Here is a 25150-nt window from a genome sequence, read left to right as displayed (position 1 = left end):
GCATAATGAAAAAGTGGTGTTTAATGGGTTTTTTCTGGATGGTTCTAATGGGTAGTTGTTCCAAAGCAAAGCTTGATGAGATCAATACCGATCCAACTAAACTCACAGAAAATGATTATGATCCAAATAGTTTGCTTTCACAAGCACAGTTAAAATATGCCAATATGGGTTATTATCAGCTTTTGTATCAAAGCACCATGATGCAATTACTGGCTTCTACGTATTATTATTACAACAATGGCGACAAGTATATTAACGTGGGCAGTTTTACCGATTACCAGGGGCGTATTTTTGATGAGGGCTATAAAGATGCATCCTACATCAGAGAGATGCAAAGGTTGGCGAAGTTGAAAGATCCTGTTGCCTATCAAAATCTGATTGCCATTGGTGATATCATGTTCGTGATGATTTTACAAAGAATTACCGACACTTATGGCGATGTGCCTTACTCGCAAGCCGTAAAAGCGATGGAAGGAATTAAATATCCGGTTTACGATAGGCAGGAAGATATTTATAACCAAATGTTGAATGATCTGGAAAAAGCAATCGCACAATTAGATACTGATAAAGCAAGCCCAACTGCTGATCTTTTTTACAAAGGCGATATTGTTAAATGGAAGAAATTTGGGTATTCCTTAATGGTGAAATTAGCCATGAGGTTAACCAAGGTTAATCCCGAAAAGGCAAGGCTCTGGACCGAAAAAGCAGCTGATAAAACTTTCACAAGCATACAGGATAACGCCATATTGTTAACAGATGCATCATCTTTTGATAGTCAAAATGGAACTTCTCTTGCTTTGAGAACCTATTCTGATTACCTGGAAGTTAGATGGAGTAAAACCTTAATTAATCAGCTTAGAAATACCAATGATCCCAGACTCGGCATCATCGGAGAGATACCGAAAGATGGATTGGCAAATAGTGCAAATCAGAATTTAATTGGAAATACAGATGCCAGCGTTCAGCTCGGGCTTCCAAACGGATATGACCTGCAAGGTGGAGCTACCGATATTAGCCAATCGCCAGATTATCCAGGTGGCACTGGTAGTGGAAGTGATTTTTCGCCTCTGGGTAAATATTCCAGACCACGTACAAACGTATATTTAAAATTAGGTGGACCAATTTTTATATTAAGCTACGCAGAGATTGAATATTTATTGGCCGAAGCTAAAGTTAGGGGATGGAATATAGCGGGTACGGCTAACCAGCATTATGCAAACGGGTTAACAGGTGCCCTGCAATCACTAAGTCAGATTGATCCGATAGCAACTTTAGAATCTTATAAAATTAATGAATTTGTTCTTCAGCACCCGCTTGATGAAAGCAGTACGGAAGCAGCTTTAAGTGAGATCAATACACAATATTGGGTGGCTACAGGTACTAACTTTAATTTTATTGAAGCCTGGTTAAACTGGAAGCGGAGCGATTACCCAAAGCTGACCCCTGTAAATTATAAAGGCAATGTAACCAATGGTACCATCCCGAGGCGAATGATTTACCTTTCTACGGAGGTTTTAAATAATCCAGAAAACTATAAGGCCGCAGTAGCGAGAATAGCTGGTGGAGATGCGCTGACATCAAAGGTTTGGTGGGATAAGTAAAAGAAATTTGTAAGGTGGCGTAAGCCCGTATCAATTTCTATAATAAGGCTTTAGGTAGCTGGTGCTTTTATAGTTCGGTAGGTTTAATTTCTTTATCATCACCATAGGTTGTAAATAAAACCTTAATTTAGAGGCACAAAGAATGGTACAGAACCATTATGCAGTTGTTTAAAACAACCTCCCTGATGTTTCGTACCCACAAAAAATATAGATATATTTGGCTATGGAAACTGCTGAAAAAACCAATCGCACCCACTTAGGTAGAAAAATTAGTCGCATCCGCGAGTTACGTGGCATGAAACAAGAAGCACTCGCAATTGAACTGGGCATTAGCCAACAGGCAATTAGTAAACTAGAGCAAAGTGCCGAAATTGAAGATAGCACTTTAGAGAAAGTAGCAAAGGTTTTAGGTGTTTCTGCTGAAGCGATTAAGAACTATTCAGATGAAGCGACCATAAGCTTTATTGCCAATACCTATAATGATAATGCAGCTTCCTATGGCCATTATTTCAACTTTAGCCCCATTGAAAAGATAGTAGCATTATATGATGAAAAAGTAGAGTTGCTAGAACGCTTATTAGAGAGTGAGAAAGACAAAGTGGAGATACTGAAGAATAAATAGAGAAACTAAGAAAACATTCATCTCCATTCACAATATAAAACAGCAACAGTAAAAAATCAGTTGCTGTTTTTGTTTAATACCCATTAAGATTATCTACGCGGCTATCTCGTTAACAATTGTAGTATAAATCTGAATTCAAAAATTATCAATTAATTCTAACACCACGATCTGCGACCACCCCTCTGAAAGAGGGGTGGTCGCAGATCGTATGAAGCCCTTGCAATGAATGTTTTTCTTTAGGTACTGAATCAAGTTCAGGATGACGACCGCTTTAACCCACCATTCATACAAATGTGAAAAAAGGTTCGGTGTTGAACAAAGTTGGTGGGTAGAAACGCAGGGATCCTTCGTGCCTCAGGATGACAATCATGCTATTTCCACCCTGCTATCCGGCCTAGGAGATGATGGAATTAGAAGCCGTTGAAATTTTTGCAGCTCCTTTCAAATCCCTCCACAACCCAAGGTAGCGCAAACGGCTCTTAAGATAAATCTTTTATTCAAAATGAATCGAGCCCTTGTGCTACCGCCATTTAAATTTCGACGAGCTAATCCGACATCAGATCCAAGCCTTGATTTTTTGCTTCTTTGTTATCAAGAACAAAGAAGAAGCCCTTCGGCGGCCGACCTCTACCGATTTTTCATCGGTTGCCGAGGCAAGCCAGCGCCGCGGGAAAATGCCATTATCTGCATAGAGACAATTCCCCAGGGAGAAAGAGCATAGAAAAAAGCATTCTTCTTACCTTGCGATCGAAACCTGCTATTTCCACCCTGTTATCCGGCATAATAGTTTCTGTTCGGAATGAAGTCAGTAGATTAAAACGCAGGGATCCTTCGTGCCTCAGGATGACAACCCTGCTAAAAAAATCGCCATTGTGAGGAGGCACGACAGCCTGCCCCGACCTTTCGGGGAAGCAATCTATTTTGAAGATTCTTCGATGATATTGCTTCAGCAGATGAAGCCCTAAAATGACGGTTTTTTCGTTAGGTACTAAATCAAGTTACCAAGATGACGACCGCTTTAACCCACCGTTCATGCAAATGCAAAAAAAGGTTCGGTGTTGAACGAAGTTGGTGGGTAGAAACGCAGAGATCCATCTTGCCTCAGGATGACAATCATGCTATATGCACCCTGCTATCCCTCCTAGGAGATGATGGAAGGAGAAGCCGTTGAAATTTTTGAACCTCCGTTCAAATCCCTCCACAACCCAAGGTAGCGCAAACGGCTCTTAAGATGAATCTTTTATTCAAAATGAATCGAGCCCTTGTGCTACCGCCATTTAAATTTCGACGAGCTAATCCGACATCAGATCCAAGCCTTGATTTTTTGCTTCTTTGTTATCAAGAACAAAGAAGAAGCCCTTCGGCGGCAGCGCAGCTGTACCGATTTTTCATCGGTAGCCGAGGCATGCCAGCGCAGCAGGAAAAACGGCACCTTTCCCAAATATGCTGAGCCCTTTTATTTACAGGCCAAAAGCTACAAAAAAAAAGAGGCGGTATCATTATGATACCGCCTCTTTTTGATGAATGCTAACGCTTATTTAAAACGAATATGTCAATCCACCGAAAACGTTGAAACCATTTACCTGATAGTATAAATAGCGGTTGTACTTGCTATTTAAAATATTATTGGCTTTTGCGAAAACTGAGAATTTATTATTAATTCTATAATCTGCACCTAAACCTAAATCAACAAAACCCTTTACGGTAACAATAGATTCAATTGCGGTATTAGGCACTAAGTATTGTAATGGATTAACCGGAGCAGCTGTATATACTTTAGCCTTCAAATCATCCTGAACCACCACGGCAGCATTAAAACTTAACTTTTTGTTGTAAGTATAAACGAAATTAGAACTTACCTTTAAACCCGGTTTAAACCATGAATAAGTCTCCTGAGCGGGTTTCCAATCGTCAAGGTTTAATTTTCCAGTCCATTTTAAAGCATCGCTCACTTGTACCGAAATTTCACCCTCTATTCCGGTGAGTTTAGTTTTACCGAAATCGTAAATCACATCGAATTTATTGAAGTCAGTAAAGTTGTTAACGAATAATGGCATATCATCAAATTGCTTCATATAAACCCTCGCTTTGTAGCCAAAACCAGGTCCACCCGTTCCTTTAATTCCGGCACTGAAACTTAATTTTTCTACAGTATTTTTGATCAGGATATTACTGTTTAACCATGGATTCTCATCTGTAAAACCTTTCAATGAGTTTCTGTTCACATCACCTTTCACTTCTCCAAAAACCTGTAAATAATCAGGAATTAGGGTAAAATCAGCCGTAACAGCAGGGAAGATTCTGGTGCTGCTGAAAGCGCCAAACTCCTGAACAAAATTAACACCTGCAGTAACTTTAGCACCTTTTACCTGTAAACGAATGTATGGATTTAAACGAAGCAGGTTATTGCCTACACTGGTCAAGGCATCTTTAGTACTTCCAAATTCAGTTGAGGCAGCTAAACCCAAATTGAATGAGCTGATGCGTTTATTCAAATAACCATTCAAGGTTAAATAACTTTCCTTCGCTTCAAACTTGTCTCCCCAAATATATCCATTGGCCTTTAGTGCATAACTCAAGGCATCCTGATCTTCAGTATAATTTTTTACCAGTTCACCTTCAAGCTCCACAAATGTTAAAGCCTGTTTTTGCGGATTTGGATTTAAGGTAGGTCTGGTATCGTCAATTCCATAGAAATAGGTACCGTTACGCTCTACATTAATCCGTCCGCTCACCGTATGCGCATCCATGATGCTGCGGCCAAAAACGCTCAGTTGTTGGTTACTGCTATTTTGCTTGTTCAAGCTTCCTTCCTGACTGAAGTGTTTGAAATATCCACCAAGTTGTAAAGCCTCATCCTTCCCCGTATTAAAATAGGCTTCACCAAGTAAAGTAGACTGAGAACCAAACGCACCTTTAACATAATTGTTAATTAAGATACTTTCCTTTTCCTCTGCTACGGCCTGTGCCTGTAATTTTTGGATATCGCTGTTTAATTCAAGCTTTCTATCGGTAATACTGTAATTAAGCTTAGCCTTATAAATTTTAACATCATCCAGGTTCGGGCTTCTTCTTAATTTCACAGCTTCGGCCAAAATTGGTTTGTACGGACGAACAACTTCAATTTCTTCGTTAACCACTGCTTTCTCCTCTGTCTTTTTTTCCTGTGCCTGCACAGTCATTAATCCGGCAGCTAAAAAAAACAGTGAGCTATATATATATTTAATTGACTTCATCATCTTACTTCTTCTGGTTTAATTTTTCTAGTTTTTCTTTGGCTGTAGGGATGATATCATCCTTGCCCTCATAATTATCAATGATACTTAACAGGGTACTTTTTGCCTGTAAGTTATCTTTCAAAGCAACATAGTTATCAGATAAAAGGATAAATGCTTTCGCTACCCAATAATCATAAGACGCCATATTGTTAACCAGGTCGAAACATGTTTTCGAAGATGTTTTATAATCACCTTTATTGTATTCTACCAATGCAAGGTTATACTTGGCTTCTGCTGCGGCAACCGTTTTCGTTTTTGCAACTACATTTTTAAATGCAGTTACCGCACTTGTAGTATCACCTTTTAACAAATAAGCCTTCCCAGAGAACAGACCAGAACTGTTTTTTTCTTCCTCAGATGCTTTTTCTGATTCTTTAGTCAGTTGCGCATATTTAAGCATATCATCAGGCATGTTTAAAGCCGTATAAGCTTTTAATAAGTTATTGATGGCAAAACTATAATGCGATTTATAATCTGTAGTGGTTTCTAATCGCTTTAAATAAACAATGGCTTCATTGTATTTTTTCTGATTAAGGAACAACTGAGAAATACTAACTAAAGAACGTTCTGTATAATCACTTGTCCAGTCATTCAAGATAAATTCATAATCAGGAATGGCCTCATCCGGACGATTTAGTTTTACCAATGATTCTGCCCTGATAAATTTAGCTTCCTTCTCATGAATTGATTTCGGGAATTTATCAAAGTAAGCATTAACCGCCTGGAAGGCTCCGTTAAAATCGCCTTTTAAATATAAGTTATTGGCTGCGGCAAAAATGATATTATCCTGCTCAGTATTAGAATAATTTCCAAGCGGAGTGGTATTTGCATAGGTAATGAAACCATTGGCGTCACCACGATCGATGTAAATGTTTTTGATAGATTCCATTGCCTGTTTAGACTCATCAACGGCAGGATATTCTGTTACTACCTTTTTAAATGACTCTAAGGCAGCATCATCCTGATCCTGATTATATTGAACCAAACCAATGGTTACCAAAGCTTTTGGTACATAACTGCTTCGCGGATATTTCGCTACCAAAGCCACTAAATCTGATTTTGATTTATCGAAATCGCCTTTGTTAAAGTAAGTGTAAGCGGTCTCAAAACCGGCATCATCAGCATAGTTTGAGTTTGGAAACTTCGCCAAAAGACTTTGCATGGTTGCAATTTTAGCATCGTATTGTGTTTCCAATCCCTGGATCATCCCTTTTTGAAAAGTGGCATAATCCTCAGAAGAAGTGTGTCTGCTGATGATTTTATTATAATTGCTCATCGCCTGACCATAACTCTTATTTACAAAATAAGAATCGGCTAAGCGGATCGTCGCATCATCTATGGTTTTCTGGTCTTTGTCATTTCCAGCTAAGAATTTTTCGAAATAATTAGCGGCTTTGCTGTATTTCTCATCTTCAAATGCAGCATAAGCCAATGCATAATTGGCAAAATTATAAACACCGGTTTTGTCGGCATCAGGCATTTTTAAGAACTTCTCAAAGGTAGAAACCGCTTCACCGAATTTACGCAGTTCATACATTGATTCCGCTTTCCAGTAAGTGTTTAAGGCATAGATTTCATTATCTTCAGGATATTTATCTGAACGCAAAAACATCGATAAGGCATTAGGGAAAGCCCTTTCATTATAGAATTCCAAACCGCGGAAATAGGTTACTTTTTGATAGGCTTCTCTGGCTTCTAGAGTTTTGTCAGGAATGGGTTCTAAAATATCAACTGCCGCCTGGTAATTTTTTGTCGTTAATAAAACTTCACCCAATAAGGTTTTAGCTTCATTGATTTTGCGTGATTTCGGAAATGCTTTTAAAAAACCCTGTGTGGCTTCCAAAGCTTGTTGGTGGAAATCCAGTTCATAACTTAACTTGGCATAGCTTAACCAGGCTTCTTCCTGAATGCCTTTATCAAAATCTAAACGTGAAGCCCTGAAGAATGCGCTTTGTGCTTTTTGTTTATTCCCCAGCTGGATAAAAGCTTTACCCAAGGTGTGCATGCCGTTTTGAAGATAGACATCATCAGTGTTTAGCTTTTCTAAAACCGCAACAGATTCTTTGTATTTTTTATTCTGAAAAAGGGAATAGCCATACTGATAAATGAACAGGTTGTTTTTGGTCTCGCTTTTATCTTTTGCATAAAATTCAGCAAAATATTTTTCAGCATTTTTAAAATCTGATTTTGCAAAATAAGATGCTGCCACCAAACTTAACATTTCAGGTTCGAACTGCTGTTTTGTTTTTTGAATCGATTCCAAAGCATAGCTGATCACATCATCATAGCGTTCATCCAGGTAATACATGGAAGTAATATAATAAGGATAACTTGCCTCATAAGTGGGTGAACCTTTCAGTTTCTCAAAATTTGCAAGGGCCGTTTTGTATTCCTTATTCAGGTAATTGATATAGGCAAAGTAGTAAGTAGCACTTTCCTGGTAATCACCTTCTTCTTTTTTAACCTGCTCAAATAAAGGTTCAGCTTTGTCGTACTGCTTTAATTCAAAATAAGAATAGCCTTGTTTAAACTGGTATTCGTTTCTTTGCTTCGCCGAAAGGGTAGAAGGATCTGTTTTTTCGAACCATTCTAAAGCTTTCTGATAATTTTTCTGACCAAAATAGGTTTTACCAACATAAAAATAAGCCAGTTTGGTGTTGGGGTTTAGCGGATAATCACGGATAAAAGCCTGAAATAAACTTTCTGCATCACTATTCGTTAATTCCAGCGCACAAACCGCTGCATAAAATTTTGCATTCTCTTTTAAAAGGGATAATTCTGCATTGCTCTCTGTTTGGGTAGAAGGTTTAAATCGTTGTTGCTCAACCAATTTAAACTGTTGTGCAGCCGCAGTGTATTTTTCTTTGTCTAATAATTCTAAGCCAGTTTGATAGTTTTTGTTGAGGTTTTGCACGGCACTAACCTGTGCGTACGAACTAAAACTTCCTGCCAAAAGTAGCGGAATTAATAAGTATCTTTTTTTCATTATGCTATATCTTTTTCATTGGTAATGATGCCTCGGTAACTTATTAACGCAAGCGTATTGGGCTACAAGGGTTCCATTGGTTTCAAATATGGTTGGTACTAAATTAGAAATAGTCTCGGTGTTTATCAACATAAGTAATTAACATCTGTTAATAACACACTTTAACGAAGGGTTTATTAAATTGGTATGGAAGAAATTAGAATGTGGAAAATTTTGGGCTTTTACGCTGTAATCATTATGCTGAATTTAATTCAGCATCTTACTTGCAAATACAGACCCTGAAATAAATTCAGGGTGACGGCTACCTACTAAGGACTTTAGACTTCGGACCATAGGACTCCAGACTAAAGACTCCCAACTCCAAACTTAACCCTGGCTGGCCAATAGATAAAGTACAGCCATTCTTACCGCTACACCATTTTCTACCTGTTCTAAAATGATGGATTGTTTGCTATCTGCAACATCACTGGTAATCTCTACACCACGGTTTATCGGGCCTGGGTGCATAACAATAATTTCTTTATCCAGGTTGTCCAAAATTTGTTTATTCAGGCCATACATCATGGCATATTCCCGTAAGGAAGGGAAATATTTTATATCCTGACGTTCTAACTGAATACGAAGCATGTTGGCCACATCACACCAGTTTAAGGCTTTGATGAGGTTATGTTCTACCTTAACGCCAAGTTGATGAATGTGTTTGGGAATTAAGGTTGTTGGACCGCAAACCATCACTTCGGCACCTAAGCGTTGCAGGCAAAGAATATTAGAAATGGCTACTCTCGAATGTAGAATATCACCAACAATTACAACCTTTTTTCCGGCAACATCACCTAGTTTCTGGCGGATGGAAAAAGCATCGAGCAGGGCCTGCGTAGGATGTTCGTGTGCACCATCGCCAGCATTTACAATTTGTGCCTTAACATGTTTGCTTAAAAATTGACCAGCACCAGCATAAGGATGGCGCATAACCACCATATCCACCTTCATCGAAAGGATATTGTTCACGGTATCAATCAGTGTTTCACCTTTACTTACCGAAGAGGAAGAAGCGGCAAAATTAACCACATCAGCAGAAAGTCGTTTTTCTGCCAGTTCGAAAGATAGTTTTGTTCTGGTAGAGTTTTCGAAAAAGATATTGGCGATGGTAATATCCCGAAGTGAAGGGACCCTTTTGATCGGTCTGTTAATCACTTCCTTAAAATTATCTGCAGTCTCGAAAATTAATTCAATATCATTCCGGTTAATATCTTTAATGCCTAAAAGATGTCGGGTTGATAGTTTGTCTGCTGCCATTTTCTATTATTGTTTTTTATCTGTGTATTATAATTTTATTAACTTTCAGATAGAGTTTCCATGCCAAAATACCCTCTGTAAAGCGTTTATACTTGTTTTGGCAAGGGCGGTTCAGATAATAAAATTACTTTGTCTTCTGCTCCTTCGCTTGCCCAGGTAACTTTAACCTGCTGAGAATTTAAGCTATCTACCACATGGCCGGTATAATCTGGCTCTATTGGTAAATGCCGGCTAAATCTGCGGTCGATTAAAACCAGCAATTCTACTTTTTCCGGACGACCGTAAGCCAATAAGGCATCAAGTGCTGCACGGATGGTTCTACCTGTCCAGAGTACATCATCAATTAGAATCACTTTTTTACCTTCGATAATGAAATCGATAGAATTACTGCTGGCAGTAACCAAACCATCTTTCCTGCGAAAATCATCTCTAAAAAAAGTAATGTCGAGGTTTCCCTTTAAAATTTTCTTGTTTTTAAGTATTTGCTGAAGTTCCTGATGAATCCGATCAGCCAAAAAGATGCCCCTTGGCTGGATACCAATTAAAACAGTATTCGAGAAATCGTCGTGGTTTTCAATTAATTGATGGCAAAGCCGCTTAATTGTAATCTGAATTTTTTGTCCGTCAAAGATTGTTTTCTTTTGCATTGAAGAAGGATTGGGCAAATATAGAAAAATGTTTTAAGGTTGAGAAGTTGAATTTGAAAAATAGCTGATCGTTAAATCCAGATGTCGTTTTCTGCAGTTAAAATAAGTGGTTTATCGCCAGTAATTAATATGGTATGTTCATGTTGGGCAACAAATCCGCCCTTATTTCCAATAAGTGTCCAACCATCTTCCTTGGTTTCAGCAATGCTGGATGCCGTTGAAATGAATGTTTCTACTGCCACAGTAGTATTTTTTCTAAACCTGTCGAAATTATAACGATCATAGAAATTGGCAATTTCATGAGGTGCTTCATGCAGGCTCCTGCCTACGCCATGTCCGGTTAAATTTTTAATGACCTTGAAACCTGATTTTCTGGCTTCAGTTTCAATTAAACGACCAATTTCTGAAATTTTAACTCCCCCTTTTATCTGATTAATTGCTTTTTTAAGAATGTTTTTAGAAGCATCAACTAATAATTGGTGTTGGTGTAAATCTTCACCTAAAACAAAAGAACCACCATTATCAGACCAAAAGCCATTCAATTCAGCAGATACATCTACATTCACTAAATCACCTTCTTTTAATATTTTATGAGCTGAAGGGATACCATGTGCGACTTCGTTATTTACACTAATGCAAGTCCATCCGGGAAATTGATAAGTTAATCTGGGTGCAGATTTGGCACCTAAATCTTGTAATATCTCACCACCAAAATCATCTAGTTGTTTAGTAGAAATACCCGGTTTTGCAAAATTTCGCATTTCCTTAAGCGTATAGGCAACTGCTTTGCTTACGCGTTTCATTCCTAATAATTCCTCTTCTGTAGTGATTGACATAGGCTTATTTTTTTTGCTAAAAATAGCGTTTTAGCTTATAATCTAATAAATTGAATAGCTTTGTGACAATGATATCGAAAAATCCGGTAATTTTTTTTGATGGTGTTTGTAATCTCTGTAACGCATCCGTACAGTTTGCCATTAAACGCGATAAGGAGAATATTTTTAGGTTTACGGCTTTACAGGGAGAATATGCAAAAAAGACTTTGCCTCAGTTTAATATAGATTTAAATAAAATTGATTCGATTGTGTTGGTGGAAAATAAAGAACTCTACACTAAATCATCTGCAGCTTTAAGAATCGCACGCAAGTTAAATGGATTATGGCCCATGCTCTATATTTTCATCATCATTCCAAAATTTATTAGAGATTGGGTTTATGATCTTATTGCTAAAAACCGCTACAAGTGGTGGGGAAGGCAGGAGAGCTGCTGGGTGCCTACAGCTGAATTAAGGCAAAAATTTTACGATTGATTTTGCTCTTGATTGTTTCTTGGTTTCCAAAGCCAGAGTGTTAAAATTACAAGTGGAATGGAGATGCTCAGGGCAATTACAATAAATATACTGCGTTGTTTCAAAATATCTGCTTCATCTGTAATGAAAATATTAACGGTTTCTTTTAAAACAAATAAGGTGAGGATGGTGCAAACGACTGCAAATATTTTACGCATGATTAAAATTTAAGCAAAGATTGCATAATTTTTTAAAAAGATTTACCATAAAGCAAAAATCTATAGGGAGATGTTAAATTGATGGCGGTTTTATTTTATGAGAATATTAATCAGCTGTTTTTACTTCCACTAAATTTTGTAATTCGGCTGCTGAAAAAAGGCGATAATGTATTTTGAAAGTTTTTTGCAGCGGTGTTTCCAATGAAAACCCACCAACACCGAAGCCATCTAAAACATCTAGTGTAAAATGAGAGAATTTCCAATATTCAAATAAATCTCGATCTACCCAAAACTCACAACCTTCTACTTCGCCTAAACAAACATCTCTCATGCGTAAATAGTAGCCACCTTTTTCAAAGCATTGGGGTTGAGTACCTTCGCAGCATCCTCCGGCTTGATAAAACATCAGTTCGCCATGCTTTGCTTTTAGCGTTGCAATCAGGTCTTTTGCTTCTTCTGTACTATCGATTCTGTTAACCATAATGATGTGTTTAAGCTTTTAATCATAAACCGCAGCTGAGATTTTGCTCAACTGCGGCATTGATATTACCAACGGGGGAATTTTAGAAGAAGCCTAATTTATTTTTATCATAAGAAATTAACATGTTTTTAGTTTGGCGGTAATGTCCTAACATCATTTTATGGTTTTCTCTACCTACGCCAGATTGTTTGTACCCTCCGAAGGGTGCTCCTGCTGGATAGGAATGGTATTGGTTTACCCAAACACGTCCGGCGTGAATGGCTCGTGGAATCTGATAAAGTTCATGTGCATCTCTGGTCCAAACGCCTGCACCCAAGCCATAAAGCGTATCATTAGCAATTTCAATGGCTTCTTCTACTGTTTTAAAGGTCGTAACGGCTAATACAGGTCCGAAAATTTCTTCCTGGAAAATTCTCATTTTGTTATGGCCTTTGAAGATGGTTGGTTTGATGTAATAGCCGGTTTCCAATTCGCCTTCCAGCTTATTTACTTCGCCGCCAGTTAATACTTCTGCACCTTCCTCTTTTCCTAATTTGATATATTGAGCAATCTTTTCGTATTGAATTTTTGAAGCTTGTGCACCCATCATCACGGTTGGGTCTAAAGGACTACCGATTTTGATGGCTTCGGTTCTTTCAATTACTTTTGCTATAAATTTTTCATAAATGTCTTCCTGAATCAACAAACGTGATGGACAAGTACAGATTTCGCCTTGGTTTAAGGCAAACATTACCGCGCCTTCTACAGCTTTATCCAAAAAAGCATCATCTTCATCCATGACTGAACTAAAGAATACATTAGGCGATTTACCACCTAATTCTAAAGTTACAGGAATAATATTTTCAGTTGCATATTGCATCACCAATCTGCCAGTAGGCGTAGAGCCTGTGAATGCAGCTTTGGAAATTTTTGGATTGGTAACCAAAGCACGACCTAATTCGGCACCAAAACCATTCACTACATTTATAACACCTGGAGGCAATAAATCGCCAATCAACTCCATTAAAACCATAATAGAAATTGGCGTACTTTCTGCAGGTTTCAGTACTACACAGTTACCTGCGGCCAGCGCAGGAGCCAGCTTCCAGATTCCCATTAAAAGTGGAAAGTTCCATGGAATGATTTGGGCCACCACACCTATAGGCTCGTGTACGATTAGCGAAACGGTATTGGCATCCAATTCTGAAAGTGATCCTTCTTCTGCTCGGATTACTCCTGCAAAATATCTAAAGTGATCAATGCCCAAAGGTAAATCAGCTGCCAAGGTTTCTCTAACGGCTTTTCCGTTATCTATGGTTTCAACGGTAGCAAGGTATTCTAAATTATCTTCCATGCGTTGCGCAATCTTATTTAAGATAATACTGCGCTCTGTTGATGAGGTTTTACTCCAGGTTTTGAAGGCTTCATATGCAGCATCAACTGCAAGTTCTAAATCCTCTTTTGTGGAGTGCGCTGCTTTGGTGAAAACTTTTCCATCGATAGGGGAGATATTATCAAAGTAAGCACCTTTTACAGGTGGAACAAATTTACCTCCTATGTAGTTGTAGTAGTGTGACTTAAATGATGGTCTTTCTATTAAATTTGCCATAATTATATTTTTTAAGGTTGAAAAATATCATCGATATTTTAAAAGATTTTTCATTCTGTTAAAATTATCCATCATACCTTTCGTGACTAAAAGATTTGGTTATAGCAAACCTAATGGCAAACCTGCTTGTAGAGGTAGTATAATTGCATCAAGTAATAGCATTATTGTTGCAGTATATGTAACCTTTGTGAAATACTTATCGATATATTTGAGTAATAGCAAAGCGCTCTAACCAAAATCTTTATCGTTATGCCACATGTATTAGACCAGGTCAGTTTAAGTAAAACTGAAAAATTACAAACATTAGTTGAAAACAGAACTTCATATACTTTATCACATTGCGAATTAAGCGTATTTGAAACCTATGCCGAATCTTACCTGGTGCCACTAACTTTTAATGATTTCGTGATTACCAGTATGCTGCGAGGCAAAAAGGTAATGCACCTCTTTGACAAAAAAGGATTTGATTATTTTCCAGGACAAACGGTGATTGTTCCGCCTTCAGTAACCATGAAAATTGATTTTCCTGAAGCAAGCCAACTCAGCCCAACGCAATGTATAGCATTGGCTATCGATCAGGATCAGATTAAAAAAACAATCGCTTACCTGAATGAATTTTTTCCTAAAGAGGGAAGCAATGAAAAGTGGTTATTAAATTACGATGAATATCATTTTTACAACAATCAAGAAATTGCCTATCTCATTAATAAAGTGATCAGAATTTGTTCAGAAGGTGCAAAAGAGAAAGATGTACTGGCAGATTTAACTTTGAAAGAACTCCTGGTTAGGATTATGCAAACGCAAAACCTTAAAGCTATTGGTGAGGAGACCTATAATTTAAATCAAAATCCATTGGCTTTTGTAATGAATTATATTAAATCAAATTTAAGCGAGAAAATTAGTATCAAGAGTTTAAGTGATAAAGCTTGTATGAGCAAAGCAAGTTTTTACAGGTTGTTTAAACGGGAGTTAGGCATTAGTCCGAATGATTTTATATTAACTGAAAAAATAAATAGAGCGAAGGTTCTATTGGCTCAATCTGGTGCAAAAGTAGCTTCAATTAGTTATGAATTAGGATTTAATGATGCCAATTACTTTATCAGAACTTTTAAGAAGGTTGTTGGGATGACACCTGGTACTTATCAATTACAAATTGCAAAACAGCTCATTCATTAATTTTCGAGATATTTTTTGGAATAAGTGATACCCATCAAATCATAGCGTTTAAATTGAGTTCTCAACCTTTTTTGAAAATCGGGATAATTTCTTTTTTCTCTAGGGCTCCATAAAACTTCGCTCAAGGCATCTAATCGCGGAAAGAGCTGGTATTGAACTTTCGCTGGATTAGTAATATACTCACTCCATAAACAACCTTGGCCGCCCCAAATGTATTTAGCCTGTTCATTGTTTAATTCAGCAGGTATTGGTTCGTAATTGTAAACATTAATAAGCAAAGAGGCTTTACCTGCCGTTAAACTGTCTTCTTTAATAAATTGAGCATGGTTAAAGTAAAGTTTATCTTCTGGCGTCATAATGGCTTTATGTTGTTGCTTAGCAGCTTCCATACCGCCTTTTTCTCCTTGCCAGCTCATCACTACGGCATTTGGAGCCAATCCACCCTGCAAAATCTCGTTCCAGCCGATAATGGTTTTACCTTTACTGTTCACAAATTTTTCCATTCTTCTAATGAAATTACTTTGTAACTCACTTTCATTTTTTAATCCGTTCGCTTTAATAATTTGTTGAGAAACCTCAGATTGTTTCCACCAAATTTTAGATGCTTCATCGCCACCGATGTGGATATAGGGTGAGGGAAATAATGCCATCACTTCCGTTAAAACATTTTCGAGAAATTTAAAAGTAGTATCAGAAGCTTGAAGTACATTGTTATACTTATTCATCATACCCCAGGTTTGGGCAACTTCATATTTTTTATTAGGTTCAGTGCCAAGTTCTGGATAAGCTGCTAGTAGAGCCATACTGTGGGCAGGCATTTCTATTTCAGGAATAATGGTGATGTAACGTTTAGCGGCATAATCAACTACTTCTTTAATTTGTTCCTGGGTGTAAAAACCACCGTAGCGAATCTCATCAGTTTTAATCTTGGCATCCTTTGGTGTAATTTTTACTTCTGATGGCAATACTTGATATTTTATATTTTCATTTCCTTTTCCAGGCCACAAGCCAATAATGCTACCATCTCTCCAGGCACCTATTTCAGTCAGTTTTGGATATTTTTTTATTTCGATTCTCCATCCATGATCATCAGTTAAATGCCAGTGGAAATAATTCATTTTATGAAGTGCTAAGTAATCAATATATTGCTTTACAAAAGCCACATCGAAAAAATGCCGACTCACATCCAAGTGCATTCCGCGGTAATCAAAACGAGGATAATCGACAATAGAAACGGCATGGATTTGAATAGGAAAAGCTTTACGGGAATACGGTAACAATTGAATTAAAGTTTGGATGCCGTAGAAAATTCCTTTTGGAGATGAAGCACTGACTCTGATTTGTTTATCGTCTGAAGAAAGCTCATACCGATCTGGATTTACGGTTTTGATCGCGTTTATTTCCAGTTTGATGATGTTACCTTTTTTATTGAAAGTACTATCTCCGCCGATTACGATTCCATAATATTTTAAAAGATAATTTTTGAAAAATTCAACGCTGTTATTTAAGGAATCTGGCGCAATAATCTGAGTATTGTTATCTATTGTGAAGGGTGATAGAGTAGTATTTAATGTCAGTTTTACAGGCTGAGGAATAATGTTTACTTGCTGAGCAGAAATTTTCAAAGCAAAAGCAGTCAATAAAAACAGGAGTATAATTTTCTTTATCATAGGGTTGTTTTCCTTTTCAAAAGTAATAATTTCAAACGTATGAATATTTAAACCTATAAGGTTTTTAAAACTTTATAGATTTTGCTGCAAAAAAAATCCCGATAACTTTCGCTATCGGGATTAAATTTATCAGTTAAAAAGAACTAGCCTTTTTTAGCTTTGCTTTCTTCGCCTTCTAATTGCGATTTCAATTGAGCCAATACGTCTAAATCTCCTAAAGTAGATTTCTCTACAGAATCTTTAACTTTTTTAACCGCAGTTACAGCCGCTTTAGCTTCTTTCTTTTTAGCATTTCTTTCTTCTGCTACAGCTTCAGCTTTAACTTCTTCCCAAATACGAGCGTGAGAAACAACGATGCGTTTAGCTTCTTTGTTAAACTCGATGATTTTGAAGTCGTTAGTTTCTTCAGCTTTAACTGAAGTACCATCTTCTTTAACCATGTGTTTAGTTGGTACGAAACCTTCTACACCATATGGTAAAGCAATCACAGCACCTTTATCCGTTACTTTAACAACAGTACCTTGGTGAACTGAATCTAAAGTAAAGATCGTTTCGAAAGTATCCCAAGGGTTTTCTTCCAATTGTTTGTGACCTAAGCTTAATTTACGGTTATCAACGTCTAACTCTAAAACAACTACATCTAACACATCACCAACTTTAGTGAATTCGTTAGGGTGGTTTACTTTTTTAGACCATGATAAGTCAGAGATGTGGATTAAACCATCAATACCTTCTTCGATTTCAACAAAAACACCGAAGTTAGTCATGTTTTTAACAGTAGCCTGGTGCTTGCTTCCCACAGGGAATTTAGCAGCTACTTCTTGCCATGGATCATTAGATAATTGTTTAATACCTAAGCTCATTTTGCGTTCGTCTCTATCTAAAGTTAAAACTTCAGCTTCGATCTCATCACCTACTTTTAAGAATTCTTGTGGATTTCTTAAGTTTTGTGACCAGCTCATTTCAGAAACGTGTATTAAACCTTCAACACCTGGGATGATTTCTAAGAAAGCTCCGTAATCTGCAACAGTTACGATTTTTCCTTTTACTTTAGAACCAACAGCTAAGTTAGCATCTAAATTCTCCCAAGGGTGTGGAGTTAATTGTTTTAAGCCTAAAGCAATACGTTTTTTCTCATCATCAAAATCTAAAACAACCACGTTGATTTTTTCATCTAATGATAATACTTCTTTTGGATGCTCTATGCGGCCCCAAGAAATATCAGTAATGTGAAGTAAACCATCAACACCACCTAAATCGATGAACACACCGAAATCAGTAATATTTTTAACAGTACCTTCTAGTACTTGTCCTTTTTCTAATTTAGAAACGATTTCTACTTTTTGGCTTTCTAAATCGTCTTCAATTAACACTTTATGAGAAACGACAACGTTTTTAAACTCATGGTTAATTTTAACAACTTTAAATTCCATTGTTTTACCCACGTATACATCGTAATCGCGGATAGGTTTAATATCAATCTGAGATCCTGGTAAGAAAGCCTCAACGCCCATGATATCAACAATTAAACCACCTTTAGTACGGCTCTTAACGAAACCATTGATGATTCTATCATTTTCAAGCGCCTCATTAATTGCTTCCCATGATCTTTGGGTTTTTGCTCTTTTGCGGGAAAGGATCAACTGACCGTTAGCATCTTCTGGTGCTTCAACGAAAACGTCAACTGAATCGCCGATTTTAAGATCTGGTGTATCACGGAATTCTGAAGTAGAAACTAAACCGTCTGATTTAAAACCAACGTTTAATACTACATCTTTGTTGTTAATTGAAACAACAATACCGCTGATGATTTCACCTTTAGTGATCTGATTGAATGTTCCGGCATACATATCTTCAAACTTTTTACGGTCTGCATCATTGTAATTACCGAAAACTTTTTCATCTGCATCCCAGTCGAAATCTTCGGTTGGTGTTGCTAATGATGATTTGATCGATTCGATCGAAACTGAATCAGCTTCTGATTCAATAGTTTCTTTTTCAGTCAGGCGTCCGCCTTCTCCCTGAAGTTCAGCTGTTTTAGCTGCTAATTCTTTTTCTGCTACTTGTTTTTTAGCCATTAATTAATTATCTCCTTTTTTCCCTATTTAGGGACTGCAAAGGTAAAAATTTTTTAATTAATAGAAAAGATTTTTTTAATAAATGTTGCTGATTTTTAGGTTATTAAGATTCTACATTCATCATGCTAAATTTATTTCAGCATCTAATTTGTATAATTCAATAATATGAATGTGATTTTTCTCAATTATTTAGAAATGAGTGTGCGTTAATTCTTTGGACGCAACAGTCCCATTATTGCTAATAGTCCTCGCTGTGCTATATGCTATTCGCTCTAACGGGTTTAAATTGATAAATATGCAAAGCAGAAAAGTTATCCTGATATTTCTTTTAATAGCTCAAGAAGCTCCTTATCAGAAATGTTATCTTGCTCAGATTTATCATAAATGGAAAGTAGATAAACTGTGGACTCAGTGATTATAAAGTTTGTAATAACTCGGGCTCCGCCTGATTTGCCTTTACCTTTGGATGTAATTGCAATTCGAATTTTAAAGCAGTTTTTGCCAATAGGAGTACCTATCGCGGGGTTTTTTTCTAAGTCATCGAATAAGACAGCTAAATCTGCCTTTAGTGAATGATATTTCTTTGAAAGTTTTTTAAGCTACCTTCTGAAACTAGGAACTGCTATAACAGCATAATTCATCAAGCAGCTGCTTTGCTGATATTCCTTCCAATTTACCCTGCTTGATCAATTTAAGTTCTTCAACGGCTTTTTTTATTTCTGCTATTAAAAGATCCTTAGGCTCAATAATTTTTTTAGCTTTAACATAAGGAATGCTATTCAGCACATCCAATAAATAAGATGCTTTGTGATCTGGAATCTCTAATAATACTTTCATAATACCAAATATACAAATTTTATAGCCCTACTTCTTTGTAAAAGTTCCCCTGGTAAATCCTTCTCCAACCAAGGTTTGTTCATCTCTAATCAATAGTAAGATCATATTTTGCTGATCATAAAGTTTGATCATGTCTCCTTCAATAACATACTTTGCTTTAAAAGTAGAATCCGTGTAAGTGTCTTTCACTAATACAGAATCCTGAGTGCCGAAATCGAAGGTTTTATATTGTGTATCACTATCGCTGACATATGTTCCTGAAACTTTTTTTGGCTGTATAAAAGTAACAAAGCAAAAATAAACAACCACCAGAACTACTATTGCAGAAATACCAATTAGTATTTTATTCTGATTGGAATATTTAAAGATAAAATAAAGGATAGTGCCAAAAACCAGTGCAACTATAGCGAAAAGAATAATATTAGAATAATCTTTAGCAATTTTTGGTACTTCAACAGAAACACCTGTTTTTGCAGCAGCAGGTTTAGTAATTGGCGAAACCCTAACCAAAAATGACTTACTTACCCAACCTTCGCCATTACTTACTTTAATTTTAAAATAACTGGCATTCGTTGAATCAATTACAGCCACATTTTCATTTTCAGGTAAATATCCGGTTATCTTACTTTTAGCATCAGCCCTTTCCCTTACTCTCAGGTTATCGGTAGTTACCCGATAAATCACATCTGCTGTAGAACTGGTTGTTGCATTTGGTGCAGGCGCATTCGCTTGAGGTACTGCTGGTTTTGTAACTGAAGTTTTTTGAATAAAATCTTTACTTGCCCAGCCTTCACGGTTTTTTATTTTAACCTTATAGAATTTCGCATTCGTGGTGTCTATAACCTCAACCTTTCCATTTTGCATAATAGAGCCTATAACCTTACTTTTAGGGTTATTGGTTTCCCTAACCCGTAATTCATCAGCCGTTACACGATAGGTATCCTGAGCAATAACACGCGTGGAGAAAACAAAAAGGGCAATTAATATAAAGAAAATTCTATTCATCATGATGTGATTATGCAATTAGTTTAAGGGTGATTGGGTAATGGCGCAAAGCGCAAACATCGTGCTAAGCAAGTCAAAATTAGAAAATACTTTTAATTAGGCATAGAAAACAGTTAAAATGTCGTCTCGCTACCAACTTCCCCCGGTGCCACCGCCGCTACTGCTACCACCACCCCAGCTACTGGAGGAAGACGAAGAACTGCTGCTACTGCTAGATGAAGAAGACCCCGATGATGAATTGGATTTCACCAACATGGCCAAAGTTATCCACCTAATAAACTCAGTCTTTTTACAGAAACTACACTCATTAATGATTTTGGCTTGTCCTTCATGGCTATAAGTTGCAGATTTAGTCGTAATTTTTTTATTTAGTTGGTAAGTTCTAAATCCGCAAGTCGGACACTCCAAAAATTTGTCAAATTCTTCAGCAGGCCACTGTTTTATAATATGTTCTGTTTTACCCTTATTTTCCCAAATGTCGTAATCATAAACCTTCTCCTTTTCTTCTTTACGTTGGCCGGGTGTTAAATAAGGCGTTCCCTCTATGTTAATATCCCTATCAACACGGGTCATCTCCTCATTTTTGCTATCCAGAACAGGCTTAAAACGATCATTTGTTTTAGCACTCTTGATTAGATGTCTGATGATGGTAATAATGATAAGTGGAGAAAAAAAGACCAGCCACCAGTTTTTCTGATGAAAAGCCTTAACTGCATTAAAGAAATTTTTATCGTCCTGATGTTGATTTCTGATGGAGGCAATAAAAAACAAATACCTGAAGAAAAGCATGATGGACAAAATAAAAAAAACAATAATGGGTATTTGGGCTAGTTTTACTTTTTCAATAAGATCAAACCCTCCAAAAAATACAATGGCGAATACTAAGACAAAACTAAAAATAATAAAGCCAGCACAGCCTTTTATAAGCGCAGGATCATAACTTTCCTGTTTTGAAGATTTTGATTTCTTTTCCTTATTAGATTGTTTGTCTACGATTTTAAAAACAGCCCAAAAGCCTAAAATGATAAGCAGCATAGGGAGCCAAAACTTTTCCAATGAACTGTTGCTATCTTTTTGCGTGAAAAACTGATTCAGTTCCGATTTGTTCTCCGGATTCAAAATAATGATCCCGATAGCCTCTATTGTATTAATAATGCCTTTGCCAAAATCATTTTCTCTAAAGGCAGGGAGTAAATTTTGCTCTGCAATATGCTTTAACTTTACATCTGGCAAAACACCTTCTACACCGGTGCCTGTAATAAACCGATATTTCCGCCTGTCTTTTGCAATGAAGAGCAATAAGCCGTTATTGGCAGTTTTGGAGCCAATTCCCCAGGTATTAAAAAGCTCAAAAGCAAAATCAAAGTCTTCCTGATCATGGTTGAAATCATTTACAATTACAACAGCCATCTGAACATTGGTTTTGCTTTCAAATTCAGATATGGTGCTATTGATTTGTAGAATATCTTGAGGCGATAATATTTTATCGGGGTTACTTACCCAGCCACCATCTTGTTTTTTCGGATCAGGTATTTCAGCTATTGTATATGCTTTTTGCCCTAAAGCAATTGTCGTTATAAATAAGAATAAAAGGAGAATAAAGTGTCTAATCAAAGAATGGATTAAGCGCATCATTTATCTAACAATAAATAGATCAAAATTATTTTTCTAGTAACTGATTAACTACCTGATCAAGTTTCGTTTTATTTTTCAGATAAGGTTTCAGGTCAAAAAGTTTAACAGTTTTAAATTCTATTGGATGACTTTCACTTTGAAGGGAGATATAGCCGGATTTTAAAGGGGTGCCATCAATTTTTATTTTTGGATCGTAATTAGAAACATTATCACCGCCAATTTTTGGTTTGGTGTATTCTAGCACTACCTCTTTATTAATGATGTGTTTAATTACAGAGTCTCCTAGCACCAGAAATTCTGCAGTGACCCATTGATCTCCGGAATAAGTTTTCGACTTTGAATCTAAGCAATGATCGGTAAACAATTTGCCTTGATAATTAATCAGCGTGCCGGGTGTACAAACATTACTGGTATGCCGTAAATGTTCGCCATCGCCACCTAAAATCTGTGCTTCAATAGAAATGGGAAAGTCCTGGTTTTTTAACATCGTTGCCGGATCCTGACAATGCAGCATGGCACCGCTATTACGAAGTGCCCAACCTTCACCGCCCTTGGCCTGGTTACCAACAAACCGATAAGTTACTTTTAATAAATAAGCAGAAAAAGGCTTTTTATAAAAGATATGGCCATATTGTTGGTCAAATCCCTGATAACCATCATAACTTACTTTTATTAAGCCATTTTCTACCCGAAAGGTATTGGCGTAGTTTTCTCGATAGTTATGCTTGGAAATTTTGATATTCCAGTCTTTTAAATCTTTACCATTAAAAAGATTAATCCAGCCTTTTTGGGCCTGGGCATTAAAATTTAAACAAATAAGAAAACTAAACAGGAGTGGGGCATATATTATTTTCATAGCGGCTTAGTGGTTAGCTGCTAAAAATATGCATTTTTTTGTTTTCCAGGAAATAGTGTTCAGTTGGCAATTTTAAGTTACCAACTTGTAGTTACCAATTAAAAAGGCATCATCAAAAGCACTAACTTCTAATCTACTCCAACAACTAACCAACTTCCTCTATCTTATCGATCCAACAAAGGCTCTACTCTTCCTATGGCGAAAGCCAGTTGCTCATCCTGGGTTAAATTGGTATTGTCTAAAATGATGGCATCATCAGCACGTACTAGCGGACTCTCCTTACGGGTGGTATCTGCATAATCACGATGTGCCAGATTTTCAAAAACTTCTTCCAGGGTAGTTTGGTTGTTGCCTTTGCTCTCTAATTCCTTAAACCTGCGTTCAGCCCGGATTTTTGGATCAGCAGTCATAAAGAACTTTAACGGTGAATTTGGGAAAACAGTGGTGCCGATATCGCGGCCGTCCATTACAATACTTTTTGATTTACCCATCCGCTGTTGCTGTTTTACCATTTCATGGCGAACAATTTTATGCGCAGATACTTCACTCACATTTTGTGAAACAGGCATTAAACGAATCTCATCAGAAACCTCTTCTCCATTTAAAGTGATGTGTGATTCGTAATCTCTTGAATGAAAGTTTAATTCTATATGTTGTAGTGCATCGGCAACAGCTGAGTCATCACTCACGTCAATGTTGTTCCTCAAAAAATATAGGGTAACCGCACGGTACATGGCCCCGCTATCAACATAAATAAAACCTAATTTTTTAGCCAATGCCTTAGCTAATGTGCTCTTTCCGCAGGATGAATAGCCATCAATAGCTATAACCAAGTTCTTCTTCATTCTTTTACAAAGGTAAAAAAAGCCAATTGACTTACTAACTTTTTTTAGAAGGCTAATCTTTATACTTTTGTAACATGTTACCCACCAGAGAAGAAATTTTAAAATCGGTTGCCTTTAAAACCTCCAGAAGTGGGGGAAAGGGTGGGCAAAATGTTAACAAAGTGTCGAGCAAGGTTGAATTGATTTTCGATTTAGCTGCAAATCATTATCTCAGTGATGAGGAAAAAACGTTACTAAAATCTCGGCTGGATAACAAGCTGGATAGTGAAGGTTTACTTCATATTGTATCGCAGGAAGATCGTAGCCAACTTTTAAATAAGGAGAAGACAGTTGCAAAACTAATTGAACTTCTCAAAAACGCTCTTCGTATTCAGAAGAAGAGAAAGCCAACTAAAATTCCTAATGCTAAAATTCAAAAGCGCCTACAAAATAAAACCCTTATCTCTTATAAAAAAGAAAGCCGTAAAAAACCGTCTTTTGATTGAATTTAGGGTTTTATCTCTATGGTTGTACCAATTTTTACTGCTCGGTATAGCTCATCTATTTCACTATTAGTTAAAGCCATACAACCATTCGTCCAGTCAAAAAATCTTTGAAACTTGCCGATAAAACTAAGATGATTTCTGATTCCGTGTATTTTGATATCACCACCAGGAGATTTATTAAGCCTTTTGGCTTTGACAATATCTTGTTGATTTGGATAGGATACACCTAAGTTTTTATGATAGCCACTATTTGGATTTTTAGCGTTAATGGTGTAAATGCCTTCAGGTGTTTTTTCATCTCCTTCTATTTCTTTATGCCCTAAAGGATGATCGCCAAGCGAAATCTGATAAGTTTTAATCAGTTTATTTTTGGAATAAGCTAGAAGTTTTCTGTTAGATTTCTGGATAACAAGATAGTCTACTTGAGTATTTAATGGAAGTTTTTCTTCGGGGTATAAGTTGTAAAATGCAGAACAGACTATTAAAAAGGCGATTATCAAAATTATTTTTTTTCTCATAGAAAATAACCTGTAAAGTGATTAATTTATTCAAAAATTT

The 25150-nt window shown here is 36.8% G+C and carries 22 protein-coding genes; 5 read left to right on the top strand and 17 right to left on the bottom strand.

Translation table 11 applies throughout. The features are described from left to right. Positions 1-5: 5 nt before the first annotated feature. Together AN34_RS20965 and AN34_RS20960 are read left to right on the top strand one after the other, a co-directional pair. Positions 6-1601, top strand: coding sequence for a SusD/RagB family nutrient-binding outer membrane lipoprotein (locus AN34_RS20965; RefSeq protein ID WP_029288976.1), 1596 nt, complete (start codon positions 6-8; stop codon positions 1599-1601). 223 nt (positions 1602-1824) lie between these two features. Next, positions 1825-2223, top strand: a complete 399-nt coding sequence (locus AN34_RS20960; RefSeq protein ID WP_029288974.1) for a helix-turn-helix domain-containing protein — start codon at positions 1825-1827, stop codon at positions 2221-2223. 1538 nt (positions 2224-3761) lie between these two features. Here AN34_RS20960 and AN34_RS20950 read toward each other — a convergent pair. The 5 genes from AN34_RS20950 to map form a co-directional block, all read right to left on the bottom strand. Next, positions 3762-5462, bottom strand: a complete 1701-nt coding sequence (locus tag AN34_RS20950; protein ID WP_231625596.1) for a TonB-dependent receptor — start codon at positions 5460-5462, stop codon at positions 3762-3764. 1 nt (position 5463) lies between these two features. Further along, positions 5464-8487 carry a tetratricopeptide repeat protein gene (locus tag AN34_RS20945; protein WP_029288967.1) on the bottom strand — a complete coding sequence of 1008 codons (3024 nt, stop codon included), beginning with the start codon at positions 8485-8487 and terminating at the stop codon, positions 5464-5466. Between the two features lie 366 nt (positions 8488-8853). Further along, positions 8854-9783 carry an aspartate carbamoyltransferase catalytic subunit gene (locus tag AN34_RS20940; protein WP_029288965.1) on the bottom strand — a complete coding sequence of 310 codons (930 nt, stop codon included), beginning with the start codon at positions 9781-9783 and terminating at the stop codon, positions 8854-8856. 86 nt (positions 9784-9869) lie between these two features. Next, positions 9870-10430, bottom strand: a complete 561-nt coding sequence (gene pyrR, locus AN34_RS20935) for a bifunctional pyr operon transcriptional regulator/uracil phosphoribosyltransferase PyrR (protein ID WP_029288963.1) — start codon at positions 10428-10430, stop codon at positions 9870-9872. 71 nt (positions 10431-10501) lie between these two features. Next, complete coding sequence (map, locus tag AN34_RS20930) at positions 10502-11266, bottom strand: type I methionyl aminopeptidase (RefSeq protein ID WP_029288961.1); 765 nt, start codon at positions 11264-11266, stop codon at positions 10502-10504. Positions 11267-11334: 68 nt separating this feature from the next. On the opposite strand from map, the gene AN34_RS20925 reads away from it, so the two are divergent. Next, positions 11335-11739, top strand: a complete 405-nt coding sequence (locus AN34_RS20925; protein ID WP_029288958.1) for a thiol-disulfide oxidoreductase DCC family protein — start codon at positions 11335-11337, stop codon at positions 11737-11739. Here AN34_RS20925 and AN34_RS20920 read toward each other — a convergent pair. The 3 genes from AN34_RS20920 to AN34_RS20910 all read right to left on the bottom strand — a co-directional run bounded on the left by AN34_RS20920 (position 11730) and on the right by AN34_RS20910 (position 14005). Further along, entirely contained in the window at positions 11730-11936 is a 207-nt protein-coding gene (locus tag AN34_RS20920; protein ID WP_029288957.1) for a hypothetical protein, read from the bottom strand. The two genes, AN34_RS20925 and AN34_RS20920, sit on opposite strands and share 10 nt — an antisense overlap. A gap of 106 nt (positions 11937-12042) precedes the next feature. Continuing rightward, a complete protein-coding gene (locus AN34_RS20915) occupies positions 12043-12417 on the bottom strand; it encodes a DUF779 domain-containing protein (RefSeq protein ID WP_029288955.1) in 375 nt (124 codons plus the stop codon). An 82-nt stretch (positions 12418-12499) separates the two neighbouring features. Then, positions 12500-14005, bottom strand: coding sequence for an aldehyde dehydrogenase family protein (locus AN34_RS20910; RefSeq protein WP_029288953.1), 1506 nt, complete (start codon positions 14003-14005; stop codon positions 12500-12502). A gap of 249 nt (positions 14006-14254) precedes the next feature. Between AN34_RS20910 and AN34_RS20905 the strand changes: the two genes are divergently transcribed. Beyond that, positions 14255-15181 carry an AraC family transcriptional regulator gene (locus AN34_RS20905; RefSeq protein ID WP_029288951.1) on the top strand — a complete coding sequence of 309 codons (927 nt, stop codon included), beginning with the start codon at positions 14255-14257 and terminating at the stop codon, positions 15179-15181. Here AN34_RS20905 and AN34_RS20900 read toward each other — a convergent pair. The 8 genes from AN34_RS20900 to cmk form a co-directional block, all read right to left on the bottom strand. Beyond that, the gene (locus AN34_RS20900; protein ID WP_029288949.1) at positions 15178-16851 is read right to left on the bottom strand and encodes a beta-N-acetylhexosaminidase; all 1674 of its coding nucleotides are present in this window, start codon (positions 16849-16851) and stop codon (positions 15178-15180) included. The two genes, AN34_RS20905 and AN34_RS20900, sit on opposite strands and share 4 nt — an antisense overlap. A gap of 143 nt (positions 16852-16994) precedes the next feature. Next, entirely contained in the window at positions 16995-18929 is a 1935-nt protein-coding gene (gene rpsA / locus AN34_RS20895) for a 30S ribosomal protein S1 (RefSeq protein ID WP_029288947.1), read from the bottom strand. Positions 18930-19240: 311 nt separating this feature from the next. Next, positions 19241-19447 (bottom strand): type II toxin-antitoxin system RelE/ParE family toxin, encoded by a 207-nt coding sequence (locus AN34_RS21975; protein ID WP_369818103.1) that lies wholly within the window; start codon positions 19445-19447, stop codon positions 19241-19243. A gap of 94 nt (positions 19448-19541) precedes the next feature. Next, positions 19542-19766 carry a hypothetical protein gene (locus AN34_RS20885; RefSeq protein ID WP_029288943.1) on the bottom strand — a complete coding sequence of 75 codons (225 nt, stop codon included), beginning with the start codon at positions 19764-19766 and terminating at the stop codon, positions 19542-19544. A 27-nt stretch (positions 19767-19793) separates the two neighbouring features. Further along, complete coding sequence (locus AN34_RS20880) at positions 19794-20774, bottom strand: SH3 domain-containing protein (protein WP_029288941.1); 981 nt, start codon at positions 20772-20774, stop codon at positions 19794-19796. A gap of 126 nt (positions 20775-20900) precedes the next feature. Then, complete coding sequence (locus AN34_RS20875; RefSeq protein WP_051666773.1) at positions 20901-22406, bottom strand: YgcG family protein; 1506 nt, start codon at positions 22404-22406, stop codon at positions 20901-20903. A 25-nt stretch (positions 22407-22431) separates the two neighbouring features. Next, positions 22432-23262 (bottom strand): DUF1080 domain-containing protein, encoded by an 831-nt coding sequence (locus AN34_RS20870; protein WP_029288937.1) that lies wholly within the window; start codon positions 23260-23262, stop codon positions 22432-22434. Positions 23263-23426: 164 nt separating this feature from the next. Further along, entirely contained in the window at positions 23427-24107 is a 681-nt protein-coding gene (cmk, locus tag AN34_RS20865) for a (d)CMP kinase (protein WP_029288935.1), read from the bottom strand. 74 nt (positions 24108-24181) lie between these two features. Between cmk and arfB the strand changes: the two genes are divergently transcribed. Continuing rightward, positions 24182-24592, top strand: coding sequence for an alternative ribosome rescue aminoacyl-tRNA hydrolase ArfB (gene arfB, locus AN34_RS20860; RefSeq protein WP_029288933.1), 411 nt, complete (start codon positions 24182-24184; stop codon positions 24590-24592). A 2-nt stretch (positions 24593-24594) separates the two neighbouring features. Here the strand turns inward: arfB and AN34_RS20855 are convergent, their stop codons facing one another. Then, positions 24595-25110, bottom strand: coding sequence for a murein L,D-transpeptidase family protein (locus AN34_RS20855; protein WP_029288931.1), 516 nt, complete (start codon positions 25108-25110; stop codon positions 24595-24597). Between the last annotated feature and the right edge of the window lie 40 nt (positions 25111-25150).

The organism is Pedobacter sp. R20-19 (assembly GCF_000708265.2).
Taxonomy (GTDB): Bacteria; Bacteroidota; Bacteroidia; order Sphingobacteriales; family Sphingobacteriaceae; genus Pedobacter.
Note: the sequence above shows the minus strand (reverse complement) of the source record. Positions and strands in the feature narration are given on the sequence as shown.

Coding starts and splice junctions, on each gene's coding strand:
- AN34_RS20915 (WP_029288955.1), bottom strand. CDS start 12,417: ATGGTTAACAGAATCGATAGTACAGAAGAAGCAAAAGACCTGATTGCA.
- AN34_RS20920 (WP_029288957.1), bottom strand. CDS start 11,936: ATGCGTAAAATATTTGCAGTCGTTTGCACCATCCTCACCTTATTTGTT.
- AN34_RS20940 (WP_029288965.1), bottom strand. CDS start 9,783: ATGGCAGCAGACAAACTATCAACCCGACATCTTTTAGGCATTAAAGAT.
- AN34_RS20950 (WP_231625596.1), bottom strand. CDS start 5,462: ATGATGAAGTCAATTAAATATATATATAGCTCACTGTTTTTTTTAGCT.
- AN34_RS20905 (WP_029288951.1), top strand. CDS start 14,255: ATGCCACATGTATTAGACCAGGTCAGTTTAAGTAAAACTGAAAAATTA.
- AN34_RS20855 (WP_029288931.1), bottom strand. CDS start 25,110: ATGAGAAAAAAAATAATTTTGATAATCGCCTTTTTAATAGTCTGTTCT.
- AN34_RS20925 (WP_029288958.1), top strand. CDS start 11,335: ATGATATCGAAAAATCCGGTAATTTTTTTTGATGGTGTTTGTAATCTC.
- AN34_RS20900 (WP_029288949.1), bottom strand. CDS start 16,851: ATGATAAAGAAAATTATACTCCTGTTTTTATTGACTGCTTTTGCTTTG.
- cmk (WP_029288935.1), bottom strand. CDS start 24,107: ATGAAGAAGAACTTGGTTATAGCTATTGATGGCTATTCATCCTGCGGA.
- AN34_RS20960 (WP_029288974.1), top strand. CDS start 1,825: ATGGAAACTGCTGAAAAAACCAATCGCACCCACTTAGGTAGAAAAATT.
- AN34_RS20880 (WP_029288941.1), bottom strand. CDS start 20,774: ATGATGAATAGAATTTTCTTTATATTAATTGCCCTTTTTGTTTTCTCC.
- AN34_RS20885 (WP_029288943.1), bottom strand. CDS start 19,766: ATGAAAGTATTATTAGAGATTCCAGATCACAAAGCATCTTATTTATTG.
- AN34_RS20965 (WP_029288976.1), top strand. CDS start 6: ATGAAAAAGTGGTGTTTAATGGGTTTTTTCTGGATGGTTCTAATGGGT.
- AN34_RS20870 (WP_029288937.1), bottom strand. CDS start 23,262: ATGAAAATAATATATGCCCCACTCCTGTTTAGTTTTCTTATTTGTTTA.
- rpsA (WP_029288947.1), bottom strand. CDS start 18,929: ATGGCTAAAAAACAAGTAGCAGAAAAAGAATTAGCAGCTAAAACAGCT.
- AN34_RS20910 (WP_029288953.1), bottom strand. CDS start 14,005: ATGGCAAATTTAATAGAAAGACCATCATTTAAGTCACACTACTACAAC.
- arfB (WP_029288933.1), top strand. CDS start 24,182: ATGTTACCCACCAGAGAAGAAATTTTAAAATCGGTTGCCTTTAAAACC.
- AN34_RS20945 (WP_029288967.1), bottom strand. CDS start 8,487: ATGAAAAAAAGATACTTATTAATTCCGCTACTTTTGGCAGGAAGTTTT.
- AN34_RS20875 (WP_051666773.1), bottom strand. CDS start 22,406: ATGATGCGCTTAATCCATTCTTTGATTAGACACTTTATTCTCCTTTTA.
- pyrR (WP_029288963.1), bottom strand. CDS start 10,430: ATGCAAAAGAAAACAATCTTTGACGGACAAAAAATTCAGATTACAATT.
- map (WP_029288961.1), bottom strand. CDS start 11,266: ATGTCAATCACTACAGAAGAGGAATTATTAGGAATGAAACGCGTAAGC.